The organism is Corynebacterium sp. KPL1818 (genome assembly GCF_000478135.1).
GTDB classification, from domain to species: Bacteria; Actinomycetota; Actinomycetes; order Mycobacteriales; family Mycobacteriaceae; genus Corynebacterium; species Corynebacterium accolens.
Genome location: NZ_KI515759.1, coordinates 99258 through 120809, shown reverse-complemented (window position 1 = coordinate 120809; position 21552 = coordinate 99258). Strand labels below are relative to the sequence as shown.

Here is a 21552-nt window from a genome sequence, read left to right as displayed (position 1 = left end):
AATGAGCTTTCGATAATTGGTAAATCAGCAGTCTCCGATATTAAAGACTCTTTTCTCTTTAAAGTTGGAATTCTTTTTTTTCGCAGCTTCCGACTTTTTAAAGCTTTCCAAGCTTTCAGTCACAGCTTGAACCGGGGAAACTACCATCCCAGCAACTGTAAAAACGGTAATCACTTCACCGACAGACAAATTTCCTCTAGGAACGAGAAAAATCATTGCTAAGGCGACACACACTGTAGGAACCAAAGCAAAAATAAGAGAGGGAACCGTCAAATAAATGAACTTGGTAAGTACCACTCCGCGCAAAGCTGAAGTCATTTTACTTACCGTATCATCGATTTCAAGTTTTCCCTCACCAAAAGCGTCAAAAACTCTAATTTCTTCATAACTCCTCACAAAGGAAGCCGTTTCGTCTACAAGCTGAGCATTCATATCGAGCGCTTTTGCATTTGAGTACTCCAGTTTCCGCAGACCTTCTTTTGTCAGGAGGATTCCGACTATCAATGAGATCGCAATAAAGAGCAGAAAAGCTTTATTAACCCGAAGAACTAAAATCACAGCTACGACTACACTTGTAAGCGAAGAAGAAATCGAGCAGACGATACTCACAACTCCGGAAACATATTCTCTGGAATCAGTAAGAATATTTGAGGCTAGATTGTCGTTATAGGCTGGAATCCCCTTTTCCTTCACCTCAATCCTTGACCGCTCCAATAGGGCGGTCCTGACTGCTCCTATCCCGTTAACTTCAGCAATTCCTTTGAGGAACTCGGCTCCTTTGCTTACCAAAGCCCAAAAAATAGTTACGCTTACTAGAACCACCCACGCTGGGAACCTTAGAATTGTTCGACCATCAACCAACTGTCCAAGCAACCATGGTTGCACCATCCACAACGCGGAGGTAACAGCCGAAGCGATTGCGGCCACCCAAAGGGAACGCACCGGAAACATTCTCTCACTCATAAAATGCAGTGAGGGCTCTCTTCAGAGCCCTCACTCCAAACAAATTTTAGTTACCACACCAAGCAATGCTTGCTCGGCTTTCCCGTGCAGCTGCGCAGTCAGTCACGCTCACATGGCTATCTGCACGATTAACCTGATCGCCGAGCCCCTTAGCGGCTTCACGAATTTCATAAATACTGGTCATTAATATTCGCCTCCTTACCTTCTCGGGAATCCAAGTTATCAAGACCTCATGATAAATGTTAGAAAAATATAGCTTTCTTATACTTTTGTATAGTATCCCCATCAGAATGATTGATTTGAAGTAAGTTATAGATCAAAATAATGATAACGGTGTTTACTACCCAATCAACCCGATGAAAATGGAGATACTGGAGTGCCTTTGGTTCTAGGTCCAGGTGACTTTAGTGTTGTCCACTGATGCCCTGCCTGTGGGTGGAGAGAAAGGATGAATGGTGAAGAAGTTCGGTACACACACTCCCGAACAGTTTGTTCGCAAGCTCGATGCGGCTCAAGAATTCAGAGAATCAGCATCGAACATGGCTCAGATCTGGATCGAGCTCGGTATCAGTGAATCCATCCTGAATCGGTGGCAGTCAACCTACGCGGCGATGACCAAGAGCGAAGCCAAAGAACTCCAACGACTGTGCGAGGAAAACACGCGCCTCAAACGCCTGCTTGGTCATGCAGAGCTCTACAAAGAGGCATTGAGAGAATTATCGGAGGGAAACTTCTAAGCCCAGCTCGCAGCCATGATGCCGTCTGGTACCTGGTCGAGCTGGGCTACTCTCAGAGATACGCTTGTCAGATCTTCGGACTCTCTCGCAACACTTATCAGCGTGTTAGGAACTGGGCCAGTGAGCCTGATAAATACGCGCAACTGCGCGAGTGGATGCATAAATTCGCGCGTGATCACCGCCGGTGGGGCCACCGGCGCGCCAGGATAAGCGCCTTCGCTGAGGGCTATGGGATGTGCCGAGAAACCTTCCGTCGCCTCTGGCGTGAAGAAGGCCTCCGCGTACTACCGCGCAGGAAACGAAAATGCGCCACTGGCCACGGCCTGCGAGATGCTCCTGCCGGGCAATACCCGCGCGGTGTGTGGCTTGGGATTTCCAGTTTGATTCGACTTGGCTTGCTAAGACGATCGAGATCTGCAGCATCATCGATGAATACACTCGCGAACACGTCGCTTTCGCGGTCAACAAGAAAATCGATGCGAGATCCGTAATCGAACTCCTCGCCCCCGCAAGCCTTGACCATGGCGGGCGTCCGCCGATGCTCCGGATGGACAACGACCCTGAATTCATCGAACATGCGCTGCAAGATTCGGCGGCCGAGGATAAAACAATCCAAGCGTTCTTCCCGCCAGATCAGCCGTGGCATAACGGGCAGGTCGAGTTTTTCCACAACTGGATGCGAGACGAACTGTTAGTAGACAACAACATCGAGAATCTCGAGCACTTCCGCTTGCTCGTGGCCCAGTGGTCACGGCGCTACAATAACTTCCATCCGCATTCTTCACTGGGCTACCTCAGTCCACGAAAGTATTCACAACAATGGAGATAAGAAAACACGGTCAACACTTAAACAGACTGGGCCTAATTGTTAGGCAACTTCAATGCTATACCTGCTTTACCGCTTAAACTTACGGAGGCCTTAAATGAGGGTATTGATTCTAAGCGACGCCGATACCAACGCACCTGACGACCTAGTTCCTCCGTTTTCTTTAATTCAGAGTATTCTAAAGGATGTTTCAGTCTCAAGAGGTGGAACGCATGCCATTGAACTTTTAAAGCACCAGCATTTCGACATCGTTTTTATCGACGCAACAACATCATTACAAAACTGTTTACCTGTACTAGGTTTCATTCAAAATAACAGTGCATCGGTACGCACCTATTCCATCGCATTAACGATCTCAGAATCAGATAACATATTTTTAACGTTACTGGCCGCCGGCGTGTCAGCGATTATCCGCCCTCCAAAAACGATTTCAGAGGTTCAAAAGGCGGTAGAAGTTGTTCGAAGGGGCGGATGCTACTTATCCAATCAGGACACTGCTCGACTAGTCAAACTTACTCTTCACAATTATTCGGATTTTACCCACAACAGGCGTAGCGCTCTTTCCAAAACCGATCGTAAGATCCTCCACCTCGTGCGCCAAGGGAAAACTACTTTTCAAATCTCAGAATTGTTAGATTTTTCCGAGATCTCTATAAAAAAGCATATTTCTAATCTCTTTAAACAATACGAAGCCGTCTCCAGAGCTGAGTTAATATATAAGAGTTTTTATGATGTCGATTTGTAATCTATTTATACTAAAACTCCGAGGTGAGGTATGCCAGGTTTGTTGTGTTTGAGTAGATGGGAAAATCTGGAATATGCCAAGAAAATTTGACCGGGATGCAAAGGACCGTGTGGTTCGCCTTGTTGAGGACCGCATCTTGGCGGAAAACATGTCCATGCAGCAAGCGTGCAAGATCGTGCGTGGCATGCTGCCCGGCAATGGGCGCAGGCAGCCCGCCGTGCTGGGAGCTTCCCAGAACCAAGGCCTGAAGATGTGGCCGCCGAACATGCGAGGATACGCCGTGAAAATCACCAGCTACGCGATACTAATGAGCTGTTGAAGGCTGCCTCAGCTTTTTCGCGTCGGAACTCGACCCAAAACGTTAAGAAATGAAGCGTCCTGGGTTTAGTTCCTACCTCAGCTAAGGAAGGATTGAACTATGCCTAGAAAGTATTCCGTCGAGTTCAAGGAGAAGGCGGTCCATCAGATCATCGAAATGGTCCGCCTGGAGTCTTGCTCACTGCAACGCGCCTACACAGAGGTCGGTGAGCTGCTTGGAGTATCTCACCACACGTTGCGGGCTTGGTACCGTGACAGCGCTTCAGTACGTGATGACTCTAACGCTTCAGGCGACGAAACAATGGAAGAAGAGCTTGGGGCGTCTGCGCCGCGAAAGCCGCGAACTGAAACGAGCAAACGGGATTCTTAAGACTGCTTCGGCTTTTTCGCAGCGGAACTCGACCGACCCTAAGACCAAATGATCTCCTACATCGACACGTATAAAGATCAGTTTGGGGCCCGGGTCCATCTGCAGAGTCCTAAAACAAGCAGATCGTGGATTCATTACTTCACGCGGCTACCGCAAAGCCACCACACGTGTTCCCAGCGCAAGAGCCTTAAGCGATAGCCTTATCATCCCAGAGATACAGCGTGTGCATGCGCAGAATTTGTCGGTCTACGGCATCCGCAAAATGTGGCACGCGATGAACCGCGAAGGCTTTCATATCGGCCGCGACAAGACCGCACGACTGATGAAACTCGCAGGTGTTTCCGGCCGCAGACGTGGACGAACCCCTATGACAACGATTAGCCCGAAGACACCGGATCATCGCCCAGACCTTGTACAGCGAGACTTCCATGCGCAGGCGCCAGGCAGGTTGTGGGTTGCCGACATTACCTACGTTCGCACCCTGTCAGGATTCCCCTATACCGCGTTTGTCGTAGATGTCTTCAGCCGAAAAATTGTTGGTGTTGCTACACGCTCGACGATGCGTACCGATGCGCTGCCCATGGAGGCATTGGAACATGCGTTAACGACTGCAGGGCGAATTCATGTAAACCAGTTAATTCACCATAGCGATCGGGGCAGCCAGTACGTGTCGTGGAAGTATTCCACCGCGCTAGCTGAGTCAGGAATCCGCCCGAGTGTGGGAACAGTCGGCGATTCTTACGACAATGCGCTAGCCGAAACAGTCAACGGTCTCTACAAGGCTGAACTGATTCATGCCCAAGGCCCGTGGACGTCGGTCGGAGAAGTCGAACTGGCCACCTTGCGGTGGGTGCATTGGTGGAACACCAAGCGGCTTCATGAAGCTTTGGACTACGCCACCCCACAGGAAGTAGAAACCGAGTACTATCTCACCCAGCCCATCAACACAGGGCCGTAAAAGAAGCGGAACCAAACCCAGGACACTTCAGTCCAAGGCTCGCGGGTTAAGTGCTCGTCGCCTTCGTGATACTGTTCTGGTTGAACGCATTAGTGCTGTTCATCGGGATAATTACGGTGTCTACGGTGTGCGGAAAATGTGGCATGCACTTCGCCGTGACGGAATCGATATCGGTCGCGAACAAACCGCCCGACTGATGCGCCTAGCTGGCGTTTCTGGCAAAGGCAAAGGCGGATCACCGATTACAACCCGAAAAGCTCACGTGCCTGATTTGCGCCCGGACTTGGTTGAGCGTGAATTCAAAGCCCGGGGCCCGAACAAGCTGTGGGTGGCCGACATTACCTATGTACGGACACGAAAAGGATTCGTCTACACCGCGTTTGTCACCGACGTCTACTCCCGGCGGATCGTCGGATGGGCGCTGTCAGATTCGATGCGGACCGAAGCTTTGCCGCTGCAAGCTCTTAACCAGGCGATCGTATGTGCTGAGGAAACAACAGGTCTCATTCACCATTCGGATCACGGATCGCAGTACGTCAGCGTTGTCTACAACGAGCGACTTACCCAGCACGGCATTACAGCTTCCACCGGAAGTGTTGGTGACTCCTATGACAATGCTCTGGCTGAAAACGTTAACGGCTCCTACAAGAACGAACTTATCCATACTCGCAGGTGGAATGATGTTGTCGAGGTAGAAATTGCGACGTTCGAGTGGGTGTCATGGTGGAACGAGGTAAGGCTCCACCAAAGCCTGGGATACCGAACCCCAGCCGAGGTGGAAACCGAATTTTGGAAGAAGACCCCGCAACAGGCAATAATGGAAAACAAGGCAAATGCCTAGGAACAAAACCCGGGGCACTTCAGGTTCCGCAGTGATTTATAGGCTTGGCGAACGCGTAAATGGGTCCACTCCCACGTGCGGTTGGACCTGCGGCGATGTGTAGGTGCCAGGGTTTTCTCGCAAAGGAAGTGCTTATAGACCTGGCCAAAGTCATGCAGGTTCTTCGTCCATTCCCGTGCTTGGTCTAGAGTGCTGATTTTGGTTAATTGCAGCGCTAGGCCATAGATGGCTTTGCCGGCATCGGTACGTGGCCGGCTGGTGGTGTATCGGCGGATTACGCGTTGGGCATGGACTAGTCAGCGCTGGATTGGTGTGTGTAGCCAGCATGGTGCGATGGCTGATTGGGCGCCGAGTCCGCCATCAAGTACGACGCATAAAGGTAGCGCTATGTTTTTAAGTAATTGAATATAGGCGTCGGTGGATTCCCTTTTAGCCCAGTGCCAGGAGGTGACGTGGTCATGGCTTGCTGCGACAAGCAGACAGCCTGCCGCGGTGTAGGTGCCGTCGATGAAGATTTGGTCGTAGATTCGGTGAGGATCCGGGGTATTAGGAATATCGATAAGCCATAAGGGCTCACACCGGCGGTTGAGAGTCCACCGGCTTATTCCTTGCTGCTGAGCGAGCTGCGTCAAAGACGTTGTAGATACCGCGTAGCGGTAGAAGGCGCGGAAGTCTCGGGCCTGGGTGTGGTCAGTTCGTTGGCGCGTTAAGGAGCTTCCGCAGTTGGGGTCTTTGCATCGCCATCTGGTTTTCCCTTTGGATGTTGTGCCATTTTTCTTCATCTGCCCTGCACAAATAGGGCATCGTGGTCGGTTAGTAGTCACCGGAAAATTCAACCAGCTCACCACATACCACATGCAGGTGCCATTCCGGCGGATTGAACAAAAGCAGGGCCGAATAAGCCCCAACAGCTTATTCAGCCCCTATTTAAACAAGCTAACCAGCGTTTACTCTGAGACCGAGACACGCTTCCTGCTTGAGTTCAGAGGGTCGTTGCAACACTTTCCCTTAGGAGGGTGTTGTTGTGCCTGGAGTTGTGGGCCCGTTTCATTCGTTGTCTGAGTCGGATCGTCGTGGCTTGGTGGCCATGGTTGGCAGTGGGCGTAGCGTTCGCTCGGCTGCTGGTGAGCTTGGCTGTCATTACGTGCATGCTTTGAATTTTTGCCATGCTCACGGAGTGCCAGTCATACATAAAGCCAAACGAGTTGATCGCCGCGGTAGCCAGGCTTTACAGCTTGTAGAACTAGTTCAAGGCGGACTCTCAGTACACCAAGCCGCCAAAACGTGTGGAATGCATCCCACCGCTGCGTATGCCGTTGCTACAGAAGCTGGGTGCCATATCCGGCTAACGAGGTATGCCCGGAAAGTCCGCCAAACACAGTTAAGGGTGGAATACTTACGCCTTCGGTTGGCGAGCTTGCCTGTTGGTGATGCTGGGGCTGGGATAGGAATTGATCGTCGATTGTCTTTAGACTTCGAAAAAGGACTCATCAAATCCGGAGGGCCACGTAAAGAGTTCATACCTGTCGGCGAGGATGCCACCACGTATAAAAGACTCATGAAAGCGCTGCGCCAACGCCATGACGTCATCGAATCTGGACGGCTTTGTGCCCCTGCCTTGCCTGGCGGTGTGGATCCGTATAAACGCATCAGTGATCGCTATATTTGCTTTGAAGAACGCGTAATTATCGCCGACCTTCTTCGTGAGCATGTGCCGCTGCGGGAAATCGGGCGCCGTTTAGGGCGAAGTGCCTCGTCAATTCAGCGTGAAGTACGCAGAAACCACAGCGCTGAAGGCCCGTATCGTGCAGAAACCGCCCAGTTAAAGGCTTGTGCGCGGAGATTGCGACCGAAAATACCGAAACTGCTGGCCAACAAAAGGTTATGGGACTATGTATGCGCACAATTGCGGGCACAATGGTCACCGGAGGAGATTTCCAATCGCCTGCCCATCGACTACCCCACGGATAAGGACATGCGCATTAGTCACGAAACGATTTATGACGCCTTTTATCTACAGTCCAAAGGACGACTCAAAGACCTTGGCCTGGACTTGCCTACCGGCAGAAAGAAACGCAAGAAACGCCACACACGCACCACCACACCGGCCCAGCAACGCTTCGTTGACGACATGATCCTCATCGACGACCGGCCAGAAGAGGTTACTGAACGTATTTTGCCAGGCCACTGGGAAGGCGACCTCATCCTTGGTAAAAATAACCAATCCGCGGTGATCACGTTAGTAGAACGCGTCAGCCGATTTGTTGTCCTTGGCCACCTGCCAGGCAGGCACACCAGCAAAGAAGTATTCACAGCCCTGCACAAGGCTGTCGCTGGAATCGATAAAGCACTCTGGTCATCAATTACCTGGGACCAAGGAAGTGAAATGGCTGGCCATAAAGCCTTTACCATGGCCACTGACATTCCCATCTACTTCTGCCATCCAGGATCACCGTGGGAGAGAGGCAGCAACGAAAACACCAACGGCAGGCTCAGGAGAAACCTTCCCAAAAACAGCGACCTGTCCATCTACAGCGCCGAGGACCTGGAGATGATCGCCAACATTCACAACCACAAACCACGCAAAGCACTCAACTGGCGCACCCCAGCCGAAGTAATGACCAACGCCCTGACACAAACCGGTAGTATCACACCAAAGTAACCATCATCGTTGCAACGACCCCTAGAATCCAAGCTGCTACTTAACCCGCAAAAATCCCGAGTCCTGCGGGGCTTGATTTCCCATGGACTCGGGATTTAAGTGATACAGGTTAAGCAGTAGCTTCTGCAGCAACCTCTTCAGCCGGGATGATGTTGACCATCCGGCGACCGCGCTTGATGCCAAACTTTACGGAGCCAGCAGCAAGTGCGAACAAGGTGTCGTCGCCGCCGCGACCAACGTTCTCACCTGGGTGGAACTTGGTGCCGCGCTGACGCACGATGATCTCGCCGGCGTTAACCTGCTGACCACCGAAGCGCTTGACGCCGAGGCGCTTGGACTCGGAATCGCGACCGTTGCTGGAGCTGGAAGCACCCTTCTTGTGTGCCATGTCGTTTCCCTCCTTCGGGGATGATTTGCAGCCCGGTTAAGGCTTACTTGATACCGGTGATCTTCAAGGTGGTCAGAGGCTGGCGGTGGCCCAGACGCCTCTTGTAACCAGTTTTGTTCTTGTACTTCAGGATATCAATCTTTGGACCTTTACCCTGTTCAACGATTTCCGCAGCGACGGAAACCTTCTCCAAGTCGGAAGCCTTGGACTTCACAGCGGCGCCATCGACGAGCAGAACCGGGGTGAGAGCCACGGCAGAGCCTGGCTCACCCTCGATCTTCTCGACCTTGACGAGGTCACCTTCAGCAACCTTGTACTGCTTGCCGCCGGTCTTGACGATCGCGTACATAGAGGGTTACCCCTTATCTAAACTCGCTCGGACACGGCACCCAGGCCGTCATCCGAATGGACACTTACATATTGCGTTCAGACCTCGCGCGAACATGTCCGCAATCACCGAGCGGCAATTGTGGGCTGATCCAGCGCCGAGAGTTCTAAACAGCGACTGTCAAAGACTACCCCGCCGCGGGTACAAAATACAAACCACGCACTTCGTACCCGCGTGGCGGTGCGCTAGGACGTAGCCCGCCGTGCTACGCGGCGCCGCCGCCGGCCCGCATCCTTAGCGCCAGTCTGCGGGGTCTCCGGCGTGTTAGTGGACGCCTTTTCCCCAGCACGTTCCTGCTGCGTGGCCGCTGCCGGCGCCCCGGTCTTTTTCACCGCGCGCTTCTTTCCGCGGCGAATAACCTTGGTCTCGGCCTGCGGGGCGCTAGCCTTCTGGGTATCCTTCTCCCCTTGAACAGGTGTAGCCGTAGGCGCACCCGCGTTGTGCGAGGTGGCCTTATCCCTCGGGTTAGTGCGCACCACGCGGCGCTTGCCGCGACGGCCTCCCTGCGCCGGGGAGTTCTTTTTCCCGCCACTGATATTCTCGTGGCGTTGCTCCGCCGTCCGAGAGGTGTCCCCGCGCTGGTTATCCTGCTTTACATCTTGCGCGTTAGCCCGGTGCGAGGCCTGCACATTTGCACGGCGGGAGTTCGGCTGGGTGCGCACGCTGCGGCGCCGACCACGCCCGCGTGCCTTGGCACGGGACTGCTGCTGCTCGCCTTCCTGCTGGGCCGCATCGCCACGCCGTGCCTCATCCGAAGAACCCTCGGATTCCGCCTGTTGCGGCTGGGCAAAATCCTCTGGGCGCGGGCGATTATCGGAACGCGAATTCCCGCGTGTGCGGCGCTTGCGGCGCGGAGAGGCCTCAAACTCGGCTACTGCCTCCTCGTAGGTCTTCTCCGGCGCATCGGCAACTTCTGCCTTCTTTTCCTCAGCCTTTCCTTCAGCGGCCTGCTGGCGCTTGTTCGGCTGCTCCTGCGCGCGACGAGACGCGGGCGAGGTCCGCGTTGCCCGGCGCGGCTTCTTACCCCGCTGGGTGCGCTTCTTCTCCTTCGCCGGTGATTCTTGGCCATCGGGCACATAGGAATTAAATTCCTGTACCTCATCGCTTTCGGCGGCGTTGTCCGCCGCGGCATAGGCGATGGCCTCGATTTCAGAGACCTCAGACTTCTTCTGCACCCGGCGGCGCTTCTTCTGCTTGCCCTCGCCGCGGCCTCGGTCGTCACGGCGTCCGCGGGCGTTATCGGCGCGCTTCTTAGGTTCCATTGGCTCGGAGTCGCCGGTCTCATCGTCTACGACGACATTTGCCACCAGCTCCTCCAGGGACGGTGACTGCTCATCCTCGTTGCCGTAGAGCGGTGCGTCCGTCTTCTGGTATTTCTGCGGCTGGGACGTGGCATTCCTGCGGCCCTTGCGTCCCTTCTGCCCCTTCTTCTCCGCGCGCTCGTCCTCGTCGTCGTGCTCGTGCATGGCCACGGCAGCCGGGTGCTGCTGGGGATCGTGCTCAGGCTTCTTGTGAGCCTTAGAGGAACCGTGCGAGTGGTGGCCGGAGTGGTTGTCTTCTGCTTCATCAACCGGGTACTCGTGGATGATGATGCCGCGGCCATGGCAGTGCTCGCATTCGGTGGAAAAGGTCTCTACCAGGCCGGTGCCTAAACGCTTGCGCGTCATTTGCACCAAGCCCAGGGAAGTAACCTCGGATACCTGGTGGCGCGTGCGGTCGCGTCCCAAGGCCTCCTTCAGGCGGCGCAACACCAAGTCCTGGTTTTCCGGCAGCACCATGTCAATAAAGTCCACCACAATCATGCCGCCCAAATCGCGCAGGCGCATTTGGCGCACGATTTCCTCGGCCGCCTCCAGGTTATTGCGGGTCACGGTCTCTTCCAGGTTGCCGCCGGAACCGGTGAACTTGCCGGTGTTGACGTCAATCACGGTCATGGCCTCGGTGCGGTCAATAACCAAGGTGCCGCCAGATGGCAGCCACACCTTGTGCGAGAGTGCCTTATGCAGCTGCTCATCAATGCGGTAGGCGGCAAAGGCGTCCTGGCCGCCGTGGTCCTTCGGCTTATAGCGCACCACGCGGTCCGCAAGATCTGGGGCCATGGATTCCACGTAGGCATTGACCGTATTAAAGGACCGCTTCCCATCCACGATCAGGCGGTGGAAGTCTTCGTTGAAGAGATCGCGGACGACCTTGATGAGCATATTCGGCTCTTCATAAAGCGTGACTGGCTTAGCACCCTTGGAGGATTTTTCCTTCTTGGCCTGGGCGGAAATATCTTCCCACCGGTTATGCAGGCGCTGCACATCGGTTGCGATGGCCTCTTCGGGAACGTTTTCGGCAGCGGTGCGGATGATGGCGCCGCCATCGCCTGGCACCACGCGGCCCAAGATGTCTTTCAGGCGCTTGCGCTCCGGTGCCGGCAGCTTGCGTGAGATTCCGGCGCTGCGCCCGCCTGGAACGTAGACGAGGTAGCGCCCGGCCAAGGAAATCCGGGTGGTCAGTCGCGCACCCTTGTGGCCAATCGGATCCTTTGCCACCTGCACCAAAATCTGGTCGCCGGATTTCAGGGTATTTTCTACCTTCCGGGAGCGCCCGTGCAATTTGGTCTTGCGCCAGTCAATCTCGCCGGCGTAGAGCACGCCATTGCGGCCCTGGCCGATGTCCACGAACGCCGCCTCCATGGACGGCAAGACGTTTTGCACGCGGCCCAAGTAAATATTGCCGATGAGGGAAGCTTGGGCCTCGGTGGTAACGAAGTGCTCGACCAAGAGGTCATCTTCAAGCACGCCCACCTGCGTGACGATGCCCGCGCCGTCCTCGCGCTGCTTATCGCGCACCACCATGGTGCGTTCCACGGCCTCGCGCCGCGCCAAAAATTCCGCCTGGGACACGATGTGCTGGCGCTCGCGGCCCTTCTCGCGCAATTCTGCGCGGCGGCGCTTCTGCGCCTCGATGCGGGTGGAGCCGCGGATGGCCTTGGGCTCATCGATAAGCTCAGGCTCCTTGTCCGCCGCATCCTTCTTGGAATTCTCGTTCCCGCCGCGCCCGCGGGAGGTACCGCGGCGACCGCGTCGGCGCTTGTCGGAACCCCCGCGCGCCGCCTTATTGCCTGCCTCGGCCTCGTCGGCCTCGGCATCTTCGGCAGGATCCGCCGCATCTGCGGCTTCAGCGATAGCTGCCATGTCCGCAGCCTCGTCCTCACCAAGCTCCTCGGTTTCCTGCTGCTGCGGCGGCATAAACAGCGGCGCGAAGTCATACGCGGCGGAATCGTCGTCGGTCTCCGCGCGCGGGACTATGCGCGGTGCATAGTAATCATCGTCGAAGTCTTCGCCGGCCTCTGCCAACACCTCATGCAGCTTCGCTGGATCCACGGTCCCGGTCGCTTCGCTCGCACCAGCAGCATCAGCGTCGGCAGGGGCATCATCTTCAGCGCGCGCGGGCGCGTTCGCCGGCTCAGGATCCGGCAGACGGTCCGGCGCCTGCTTTACATCCGGCAATGCACTTTTTACCAGCGATGCATCGACTTTTTCCTCAATCTGGGAGATTTCATTATCCACGTTCTTGCGCACGCGGTAGCGCAGATTCTTTTCCTCTTCCGCATCGGCTGCGGTGGTTTCAGCCGGGGCGCTATCTGCCTCCGCGGCATCGGCCCGCGCCGGTTTTTCCTTTGCCGCGGGCGCGGCCTTCTTCGTGGCCTTGCGGGTGCGACGAGCACGCTTGGTGGTCTTGGCCTTGCCCTCGGGCTTTGCTTCTGCTGGGTTCTCGTCCGCGATTGCAGGCTGCTCCGCATCCGAGCCCCCTTCATGGCGGGCTAGAGCAGCAAAAAGGTCGCCTGCTTCCGCGCGGGTAATGGAGCTCTGCGCGGTCTTGTTCAGGCCCATGTCCTTAAGCTGGGCCACCAGCTGGCGCGAGGATAGGCCGAGCTTTTTGGCCAAGGCATACACGCGGGTTTTATCTTTGAGCTCGCTCGGGTCTATGCGCTGGGCCAAAGCCGCGGCTGCCTGGAGGTTTTCAGTTGTTTCTTGAGAGTTCTGTGCCGCCATTAGTTGGGCTTACTCCTGTACTTCGATTGTATGGTGCGTCGGCCACTCGGGCGCAGGCACAGCCCCAAAAAGGACCGCGCCGCTGCCGCACGAATAGCCACGATAAACGCACTGCGTTAAAGCTTGTAGGATTATGAAATTATGCGCACGCTGCGCGTGAGTTCCATTGTGTCACAGAATCTTGGCGGGGCGAGCAGGCTGTGGGCGATGATACGTTTGAACTTATGGCAGAACTGGCACCACGTCCCGCCCGAACATTATCGCAGTACCGGAAACGCAATGAAATTACGCCGAAAGAGGCGTGCTTATGCGGCGTTCCGGCCGGCTTTGCCCTCGGTTTTGCTCAAACGGGGGCCAGCTACATGCTGATAGGCGCCGCCGTTTTTGCGGTCTTTGCGGTCATCGGACTAGTGCCCCTCATCCGCCACTATCCCCGCTCCACTGGGGCTAGCCAGGATGTCTACCTCGAGGGCGATTACCCCGCCATTGCTTATTGGGCGCCAGTAATTCCAATTGCTCTACCGCTGGCCATGGCCCCGCTATCCGCGGCTGGCTGGTTGCCGGACATTTCCCTGGCCCCACCCGTGGAAGGTATCTTAACCGGCGCGGTGTCGGCGTTCGCATTTCCACTGGGTTTGTGGGCCATGGATTCCCAGTCCTTCCGCATTGGCCGCCGCCGCATGCAGCGCATCGTGGCTGAAGATCCCTTAGAAGGGGTCACAGATCATGCCATGCAGCTTGCCGATGCCCACCTCGATATCCTCACCGCCCTCGTCACCGCCGGGGCCGTCCAGGGCAATACGACCACCACCAATGCCTTGTCCCGCCTGATGCAGGTGGAGCTAGATCCCCTGTCCGATGCGCTCCAGGAACTAAAAAAGCATGGGCTAGTAAAGGTAGAAAATATTGGGCTGCGATCAAAAGTAGAAAGCTGGCGCATCAGCCTCACCCCTACTGGCGTGCGCTGCCTCTATCAAATTGGCAAACGCTAACTTGGCAAACTTTGGTCTCCAGGAAACAACTTTGGGCCAATCCAGAGCATGACGTATACCAGGCCAACCAAAACCGGAATTTCCACGAGGGGTCCGATAGTACCGGCTAACGCTTGAGCAGAGGTGGCACCAAAGGTACCGATGGACACCGCGATGGCTAACTCAAAATTATTTCCCGCTGCGGTAAAGGCCACTGAGGCAGACTGTGCATAATTCATTCCGGCAGCTTTAGCTACGCCCAAAGCCAGAAAGAACATCCCGACAAAGTACAGCATCAGAGGCACCGCTACCCTAACCACCGCTATCGGCTGCTCCACGAGCTGTTCTCCCTGCAGGGAGAACAGTAAGACGATTGTGTACAGCAAACCGATCATTGCTAAAGGAGACACAGCGGGAAGGTAACGGTTTTCAAACCACTCACGGCCCTTAGTTTTCTCGGCCCATACTCGGGAGATAACCCCGAGCAAAAGCGGAATTCCTAAGAATACGAGCACCGAAGTAACAATGGACCAGAAAGAAAATTCGACAGAGGTGGTATCAAGGCCCAGCCATCCCGGCAGTATCTGCAGGTAGAACCACCCCAGGACACCGAACATCGCAACTTGGAAAACGGAGTTGATTGCTACTAATACTGCCGTGGCTTCTCGGTCACCGCAGGATAGGTCTGACCACACCAAGACCATGGCGATGCAGCGGGCGAGGCCGACAATAATAAGACCCGTGCGCAACTCGGGTTGATCCGCCAAGAATAGCCAGGCCAGTGCGAACATGAATGCTGGCCCCACAAGCCAATTCAAGACGATCGACACGGTCATCAGCCGTCTGTCAGTGGCAATCTCCCGGGTCTTTTCATAGCGCACTTTAGCAAGCGGTGGATACATCATCACCAGCAGCCCTAAAGCGATTGGAAGGGAAATACCTCCAATTTCCAAAGCTGAGAGCGCTCTTCCAATTCCCGGAAGAAAATGACCTATAAGCAGGCCAAGAACCATAGCTATGATGATCCACACGGGAAGAAAGCGATCGAGAAAAGCCAAACGCGGCTGCTGTGATGTAGCCATAACCGTCTCCTCTATTGACCCAAGTAGCACTGTATTCTGCACTACTGTAACCGTTCATATCGATGCTCGTCAATATGAATAGATGAGGCAAACGCCCATATACTAAAGGCATGGTTTCTTCGCACGGCACGACCAAAAATCCCCACATCAACGAATGTTGTTCACTCAGCAACGGCCCCCTAGACCAGGCCGATTCCGTGCATCTTGCCCAGCAATTCAAGGTACTTGCAGATCCCGCCCGACTTCGTCTTTTATCCATCTTGTGCGATGAAGGCTGCGGCCCGATGAGCGTTTCCGAACTGACCACATTATCCGGTCTCAGCCAGCCGACGGTGTCTCACCATCTTGCAAAATTGCGGGATGCTGGCCTCTTAGCCAAACGGCAAACTGGCCGCACCGTCACCCATGAAGTGCAAAAACAAGCTTTCACCGCACTGTGCAAGTTACTCTCCTTCGATTAAAGAGCCACTAACTATAAAACTTTGAGCTAATATGCCCGCAATTCTGTGAGCCAATCAACGTTTTTAGACCCTTAATAAATCCCTTTATAAAGGAAAAGGCCCGAGCTTAACGCTCGGGCTTCCTTGAAATCTAGCTAGCTTCAGTACTTAGAGATTCGGGAACCAAATTCCAATCTCGCGCTCTGCGGACTCTGGGGAGTCGGAGCCGTGCACGATGTTCTCGCCCACGCTGAGTGCGAAGTCACCGCGGATGGAACCCGGTGCGGCCTTGGAGACTGGGTCGGTGCCACCGGCCAGCTGGCGCCATGCCTCGATGGCGCGCTCGCCTTCAACAACGCCGGCAATCAGCGGTGCGGAGGTGATGAAGTCCACCAGCTCGCCGAAGAATGGCTTGTCCTTGTGCTCTTCGTAGTGCTTTTCTGCGGTCTCGCGGTCAGCCACGCGCAGGTCCAACTCGGCCAGCTTGAGGCCCTTGCGCTCGATGCGGGCGATGATCTCGCCCACGTGGCCGTTCTTTACGCCGTCCGGCTTAATGAGGATCAATGTACGTTCAGTCATGCCCCATACTGTACCGAATACCCACAACTCGTCCACGACCGAGGGCTATAAGTGGGGGCAGCGTAGTGGTCGGCATTTAATAAGCATTAAGTAAGCTGCTGGACTATCTCCGTCGCGCCCTCGTGGGAGGTACCCCGAAACCACAGGCGCACTTGGTTGACGGCCGTGCCGAACTGGCCGTTGCCCAGCAAACGTTTAATCTCTGCGCGCTGCTCTTTATCCAAATCATCAATGGTGGCTTCTTCTGCCCGCTGAAAATTAGCGCGCAGGGCAAGGGCCAAAAATACGGCGGCAATGATGAGTGCTACCAGCGGCAGCCACGGCGCGCCCGTGGCCGCGCGGGCAGCGACCGCGGCAATGCAGGCAAGGGCGGCGAGGACGAGATAGACGGTGCGCATGGCCACTACTTCTGGTTGAGGTGCTGGGTAGTTAAGTAACCGCGCTTCATGCGGGCAATTAAGTTACTGCGCAAATACGCCGCAAGCAGCCACTCCATGCCAAAGATGATGAAGATCGCGGCGATGGACCAGTGCGCCATAAAACCCAGGATAAGGCCCAATAGCTGCGCCCACACAATGACGGTCAGCGCCCACTTCTTATTCATAAACGCGATCATGCCCACGTGGAAAATCAGGGCTCCTATGACCAGGCCGTAGTTAAACGGCGTCCACAGCGTGCCGTCATACAGCTTGTATAACAGCGGCAGGGCCAAGACGAGGGTGATCGACTCCATGATGAGCGAGCTGGCGATGACCATGCCGTTAAAGCTCTTGAGCGGATCCTTGACGGGGTCCTGCCCCAAGCCCAATGGGCCGATTTCATTCTCCGCGATGTCGTCGCCACGGCGCGGCGGACGAGGCGGACGAGGCGGACGATCCGGGCGGGACCTAGGATTGGGGCTGGTCATGCGGGCTCCTTTCCAAACATCGCGCGGGCTTCACCGGCGGTGACCACCGAACCGGTAATCACAATACCGGAGCCGGATTGCACCTCGGATTCCTCGGCCAGCTCCACGGCTTGCGCGTAGGCACCGGGCAGATCATCGGCCACATAGACGCGCTCTTCGCCATAAATATCGCGGGCCACTTCCGCCAGCTCATAGGCATCGATCGCGCGCGGCGAGGAGTTTTGGGTGATGACCACCTCGCTCAAGTACGGCTCCAGCGCAGTGAGGATGCCCTGGGCGTCCTTATCGCCAAAGATGGAGACCACACCGATAAGCCGGGCGAAATCGAAGTCGCGGTCGAGCGCAGCGCCGAGCGCCTTGGCGCCGTGGGGATTGTGGGCTGCATCGATAAACGTCGTGGGTGAGGTGCGTACGCGCTCGAGGCGGCCAGGCGAAATCGTCTTGGCAAAACCCGTGCGCACCGAGGCAATATCCAGAGGATGCCCGGAAGAGGCGCCGAAGAAGGCTTCCACCGCTGCAAGGGCAACGGCCGCGTTCTTGGCCTGGTGCTCGCCGTGCAGCGGTAAGAAAATATCCTCATACATGCCGCCGAGGCCCTGAATATTGACCTGCTGGCCACCGACCGCGATGCGGGATTCTAAGGCCGCGAACTCCGCGCCGGAGCGCGCCACTCCGGCATCCATATCCACAGCGCGCTGCAGGATGACCTGCATGGACTCGGGGTCTTGCTCGGCGATGATGGCGATGTTTTCGTTCGGAGTCAGCGGGTCTTCGGCATCGGCGCGGCGCTTGATGATGCCCGCTTTCTCCCCCGCGATCTCCCGAATATCGCTGCCCAGGTAATCCGTGTGGTCAAGGCCCACCGGGGTAATCACGGAGACGTCTGCATTGACCACGTTCGTGGCATCCCACAGCCCGCCGAGGCCGACCTCGACGACGGCGACGTCAACGGGGGCATCGGCAAACGCTGCATAGGACAGGCCCACCAGGACCTCGAATTTGGACATGGGGACCTCGGAGCGCGCATCTACCATCTCCACATACGGCTTGATTTCATGCCAGAGGCGCACGTAGTCGCGCGGGTGGATGGGCCGGCCATCGATGCCGATGCGCTCGGTGACCCGCTGCAGGTGCGGGCTGGTGACTAGGCCCACGCGGCGGTGGAAGGAACGCAGCAGCGAATCGACCATGCGCGCGGTAGAAGACTTGCCGTTGGTGCCCGCTATGTGGATGACATCAAAGGATTGCTCGGGATGTCCCAGCAAATCCATGAGCATCTCGATGCGCTCCAGGGTGGGCTCAATCTTGGTCTCCGGCCAGCGCTGATTGAGCTCGTCTTCCACCTCACCGAGCGCCTGCAGCTCCTCCGGGGATACCTCTTGGGGCGCGGCGTCATTATATTCTTCGTCCTCGCCCATGCCCAGGTTGAGGGTCAGCCCCGATTCCGTGATCTCCACCGGGGTGCCATCGGTGCCTTCTTTGAGGGCATCGACGATTTCAAAATCGTCCTCTCCCCCGGTGGCCTCGCCATTGCCGTTGGCGTCGTGATTGAAGCGCTGATCTGTCACTACTTAAGGCCCTCCAAACGGCTGGTAATGCGCTCAACTTCCTCGCGCGCGATGTCTTGGCGCGCCCGAATCTTATTGACCACGTCTTCCGGCGCCTTGGCCAGGAAGTTCTCATTGCCCAGCTTTTTGCCTGTCTGTTCCAGTTCCTTATTGGCCTTGGCCAGATCCTTTTCCAGGCGCTTGCGCTCGGCTTCAACGTCGACCGCACCGTGGGTATCCAGCGTGACCTCCACGGTGGCCTGGGACAGGCGCACCTCGATGGAGGCCGAGGGGTTAAAGTCCTTGCCCGGCGCGGTGGTATTGGCCAGGTTGCGCACCAATTCCTCCTGGCCCTGCAGGTCTGCCGCGGCGAAGTCGAGACGTCCCGGCACCTTTTGCGAAGGCTTGACGCCCTGATCGGAGCGGAAGCGGCGCAGCTCGGTGATGAGCTTATCGGCATCGTCGATGCGGCGGGCGGCCACCGCATCCTTGGTGGCGCCACCGTTGGTATCGGCCACCGTGGGCCATGGGGCGATGACGATGGATTCCCCGCCTGTCAATGCCTTCCACAGCACCTCGGTCACATACGGCATGGTGGGGTGCAAAAGGCGCAGCACGACGTCGATGACGCGGCCCAAAACGATCTGGGTATTGCGGCCTTCTACCGTTTCGCCATCGCGCGGGATCTGCGTCTTGGCAATCTCCAGGTACCAGTCACAGAGCTCATCCCAGGTGAAGTGGTAAAGCAGCTCGTTGGCCTTGGCAAATTGATAATCGTCCAAGTAGGCATCGACCTGGGTGCGCACCTCTTCGGCGCGGTCGAGGATCCAGCGGTCGGCATCGGAAAGCTCCGTGCGTTTTGGCAGCGGTGCCACGCCGGCGCCGTTCATCAGCGCGAACTTGGTGGCATTAAAGAGCTTGGTAGCGAAATTGCGCGATGCCGCGGCGGCGTCAGAGCCCAGCGGCAAATCCACGCCCGGGTTAGCGCCGCGGGCCAGGGTAAAGCGCAGCGCATCGGCGCCGTAATCGCGCACCCAGTCCATCGGGTCAATGCCATTGCCCAGGGACTTGGACATCTTGCGGCCCTGCTCATCGCGCACAAGGCCGTGCAGGTAGAGGTCCTTGAAAGGAATCTGCGGGCGGCCATCGGTGCCCTTACCCAAAAGCTCTGGGGTCTTGGTGCCGGCAAAGGTGCCGAACATCATCATGCGCGCGACCCAGAAGAACAAGATGTCATAGGCCGTGACCAGCACGTTGGTGGGATAGAACTTCTCCAGATCCGGGGTCTTATCGGGCCAGCCCAGGGTGGAAAATGGCCACAGCGCCGAAGAGAACCAGGTATCGAGGACATCCGGATCCTGCTCGTAGCCTGCCGGCGGCTCCTCATCGGGGCCGACGCACACGATGTCACGCTCGATCTCACCGGACTCGTTCGTGCGCTCCGGGCCGTACCAAATGGGGATGCGGTGGCCCCACCACAGCTGGCGGGAGATGCACCAATCGTGCATGTCATCGACCCATTCAAAATAGCGCGGCTCCAGCGACTGCGGGTGCAAGACGGTATCGCCCTCGCGCACGGCATCGCCAGAGGCCTTCGCCATCTGCGCTACATCGACGAACCACTGCAGCGACAGGCGCGGCTCGATGGGCTCGCCGGAACGCTCCGAGTGGCCCACGGAGTGGACATAAGGGCGGATTTCTTTGACGATGCGCCCCTGCTCCCGCAGCGCCTCGCGGATTTCCACGCGCGCTTCTTCGCGCGTCATGCCATCAAAACGGGTGCCAGTATGCGCGATGTGGCCGGTGGTATCCATGACCGTCGGCATATCCAAGTTATGGCGGGTACCCATGGCGTAGTCATTGGGATCGTGGGCCGGGGTGATCTTTACTGCACCGGTACCAAACTCCATGTCCACATAATCATCGGCGATGATCTTCAGCTTCAGGTCATCGCGGAAGGGGTGATCCAATTCTTGGCCCACGAGGTGGGCGTAGCGCTCATCGTCGGGGTGGACGGCAATGGCGACATCGCCAAGCATGGTTTCCACACGCGTGGTGGCAACAATGAGGTGCGGCTCATCGTCATTGAGCGAGCCATAACGGATGGAGACCAGCTCGCCCTCGACGTCCTTGTAGACGACCTCGATATCAGAAACGGCGGTCTCTAGCACCGGTGACCAGTTGACCAGGCGGTTGGCCCGGTAAATCATGCCCTCATCGTAGAGGTTCTTAAAGATGGTCTGTACCGCACGCGACAGGCCCTCATCCAGGGTAAAGCGCTCGCGGGTCCAGTCCACGGAGTCACCGATGGCGCGCATCTGGTTCTGGATGGTGCCACCGAATTCTTCCTTCCATTCCCAGACCTTGTTGATGAATTCCTCGCGCTCATAGTCCCAGCGCTTTTTGCCCTCGGTCTCCTTGAGCTTGGCCTCTACCTTGGTCTGGGTGGCAATGCCTGCGTGGTCAGCGCCCGGCAGCCACAGGGTGGCATAGCCCTGCATGCGCTTACGGCGAATGATGGAGTCGATCAGAGTGTGGTCCAAGGCGTGGCCCATGTGCAGCTGGCCGGTGACGTTCGGCGGCGGCAGCACGATGGAATAGGGCTCCGCCTCCGAGGATGCATCCGGGGTGAAGTAACCGGCGCTTACCCAGCCTTCGTAGAGGTCTTTTTCTACTGCCTGCGGCTCCCAGGACTTGGGAAGCTGGTCCGCGCGGTTGGTGCCAACGAGTTGCTCTTTATTCTGATCAGTCACTTGGCCAACTCTACCCTGTGCGTCAACTGGCACC

At 56.5% G+C, this 21552-nt stretch carries 18 protein-coding genes and 3 pseudogenes; 9 read left to right on the top strand and 12 right to left on the bottom strand.

Going from position 1 to position 21552, the window contains the following annotated elements; all coding sequences use genetic code 11:
• Positions 1-24 precede the first annotated feature (24 nt).
• Together HMPREF1261_RS06410 and HMPREF1261_RS13035 are read right to left on the bottom strand one after the other, a co-directional pair.
• On the bottom strand, positions 25-942 hold the full coding sequence (locus tag HMPREF1261_RS06410) for an ABC transporter ATP-binding protein (RefSeq protein ID WP_198012720.1): 918 nt from the start codon (positions 940-942) through the stop codon (positions 25-27).
• Positions 943-1009: 67 nt separating this feature from the next.
• Complete coding sequence (locus tag HMPREF1261_RS13035) at positions 1010-1147, bottom strand: hypothetical protein (protein ID WP_156906124.1); 138 nt, start codon at positions 1145-1147, stop codon at positions 1010-1012.
• A gap of 268 nt (positions 1148-1415) precedes the next feature.
• Here HMPREF1261_RS13035 and HMPREF1261_RS06405 point away from each other — a divergent pair, with 268 nt between their 5' ends.
• From HMPREF1261_RS06405 to HMPREF1261_RS06370, 6 genes and pseudogenes are all read left to right on the top strand, one after another.
• Entirely contained in the window at positions 1416-1700 is a 285-nt protein-coding gene (locus tag HMPREF1261_RS06405; RefSeq protein ID WP_084538525.1) for a transposase, read from the top strand.
• A gap of 361 nt (positions 1701-2061) precedes the next feature.
• Positions 2062-2529 carry an integrase core domain-containing protein gene (locus HMPREF1261_RS12460; RefSeq protein WP_198012719.1) on the top strand — a complete coding sequence of 156 codons (468 nt, stop codon included), beginning with the start codon at positions 2062-2064 and terminating at the stop codon, positions 2527-2529.
• A gap of 94 nt (positions 2530-2623) precedes the next feature.
• A complete protein-coding gene (locus tag HMPREF1261_RS06390) occupies positions 2624-3271 on the top strand; it encodes a LuxR C-terminal-related transcriptional regulator (protein ID WP_023030351.1) in 648 nt (215 codons plus the stop codon).
• Positions 3272-3319: 48 nt separating this feature from the next.
• Positions 3320-3449 (top strand): annotated as a pseudogene (locus HMPREF1261_RS13270) (transposase); the annotation flags it as partial.
• Positions 3450-3689: 240 nt separating this feature from the next.
• Positions 3690-4917, top strand: a pseudogene (locus HMPREF1261_RS06375) (IS3 family transposase).
• Complete coding sequence (locus HMPREF1261_RS06370; RefSeq protein WP_051142530.1) at positions 4886-5758, top strand: IS3 family transposase; 873 nt, start codon at positions 4886-4888, stop codon at positions 5756-5758. Before HMPREF1261_RS06375 ends, HMPREF1261_RS06370 begins: the two are co-directional and overlap by 32 nt.
• 5 nt (positions 5759-5763) lie before the next feature.
• On the opposite strand, the pseudogene HMPREF1261_RS12455 reads toward HMPREF1261_RS06370, so the two are convergent.
• A pseudogene (locus tag HMPREF1261_RS12455) lies at positions 5764-6540 on the bottom strand (IS1249 family transposase); the annotation flags it as partial.
• Between the two features lie 680 nt (positions 6541-7220).
• Between HMPREF1261_RS12455 and HMPREF1261_RS06365 the strand changes: the two are divergent.
• Positions 7221-8420: an IS30 family transposase gene (locus tag HMPREF1261_RS06365; protein WP_232207963.1), complete on the top strand. Its 1200-nt coding sequence runs from the start codon at positions 7221-7223 to the stop codon at positions 8418-8420.
• A gap of 109 nt (positions 8421-8529) precedes the next feature.
• On the opposite strand, the gene rpmA is transcribed toward HMPREF1261_RS06365, so the two are convergent.
• The 3 genes from rpmA to HMPREF1261_RS06350 all read right to left on the bottom strand — a co-directional run bounded on the left by rpmA (position 8530) and on the right by HMPREF1261_RS06350 (position 13239).
• A complete protein-coding gene (rpmA, locus tag HMPREF1261_RS06360; RefSeq protein ID WP_005277951.1) occupies positions 8530-8808 on the bottom strand; it encodes a 50S ribosomal protein L27 in 279 nt (92 codons plus the stop codon).
• 43 nt (positions 8809-8851) lie between these two features.
• Positions 8852-9157: a 50S ribosomal protein L21 gene (gene rplU, locus HMPREF1261_RS06355; RefSeq protein ID WP_023029139.1), complete on the bottom strand. Its 306-nt coding sequence runs from the start codon at positions 9155-9157 to the stop codon at positions 8852-8854.
• A 224-nt stretch (positions 9158-9381) separates the two neighbouring features.
• A complete protein-coding gene (locus tag HMPREF1261_RS06350; RefSeq protein WP_023030345.1) occupies positions 9382-13239 on the bottom strand; it encodes a translation initiation factor IF-2 N-terminal domain-containing protein in 3858 nt (1285 codons plus the stop codon).
• Between the two features lie 224 nt (positions 13240-13463).
• On the opposite strand from HMPREF1261_RS06350, the gene HMPREF1261_RS06345 reads away from it, so the two are divergent.
• On the top strand, positions 13464-14231 hold the full coding sequence (locus HMPREF1261_RS06345; protein ID WP_034658229.1) for a hypothetical protein: 768 nt from the start codon (positions 13464-13466) through the stop codon (positions 14229-14231).
• Here the strand turns inward: HMPREF1261_RS06345 and arsB are convergent.
• On the bottom strand, positions 14228-15292 hold the full coding sequence (gene arsB, locus HMPREF1261_RS06340) for an ACR3 family arsenite efflux transporter (protein ID WP_023030344.1): 1065 nt from the start codon (positions 15290-15292) through the stop codon (positions 14228-14230). The genes HMPREF1261_RS06345 and arsB overlap by 4 nt on opposite strands.
• A 110-nt stretch (positions 15293-15402) precedes the next feature.
• On the opposite strand from arsB, the gene HMPREF1261_RS12450 reads away from it, so the two are divergent.
• Entirely contained in the window at positions 15403-15753 is a 351-nt protein-coding gene (locus tag HMPREF1261_RS12450) for a metalloregulator ArsR/SmtB family transcription factor (protein WP_023029143.1), read from the top strand.
• A gap of 147 nt (positions 15754-15900) precedes the next feature.
• Here the strand turns inward: HMPREF1261_RS12450 and ndk are convergent, their stop codons facing one another.
• The 5 genes from ndk to HMPREF1261_RS06315 form a co-directional block, all read right to left on the bottom strand.
• Positions 15901-16311: a nucleoside-diphosphate kinase gene (gene ndk / locus HMPREF1261_RS06335; protein WP_005277934.1), complete on the bottom strand. Its 411-nt coding sequence runs from the start codon at positions 16309-16311 to the stop codon at positions 15901-15903.
• A gap of 86 nt (positions 16312-16397) precedes the next feature.
• On the bottom strand, positions 16398-16709 hold the full coding sequence (locus HMPREF1261_RS06330; RefSeq protein WP_005277932.1) for a hypothetical protein: 312 nt from the start codon (positions 16707-16709) through the stop codon (positions 16398-16400).
• 5 nt (positions 16710-16714) lie between these two features.
• Positions 16715-17218: a DUF4233 domain-containing protein gene (locus HMPREF1261_RS06325; protein ID WP_023030343.1), complete on the bottom strand. Its 504-nt coding sequence runs from the start codon at positions 17216-17218 to the stop codon at positions 16715-16717.
• Complete coding sequence (locus HMPREF1261_RS06320) at positions 17215-18786, bottom strand: folylpolyglutamate synthase/dihydrofolate synthase family protein (protein WP_023030342.1); 1572 nt, start codon at positions 18784-18786, stop codon at positions 17215-17217. The genes HMPREF1261_RS06325 and HMPREF1261_RS06320 overlap by 4 nt, the downstream gene beginning before the upstream one ends.
• Complete coding sequence (locus HMPREF1261_RS06315) at positions 18786-21518, bottom strand: valine--tRNA ligase (RefSeq protein ID WP_023030341.1); 2733 nt, start codon at positions 21516-21518, stop codon at positions 18786-18788. Before HMPREF1261_RS06315 ends, HMPREF1261_RS06320 begins: the two co-directional genes overlap by 1 nt.
• Between the last annotated feature and the right edge of the window lie 34 nt (positions 21519-21552).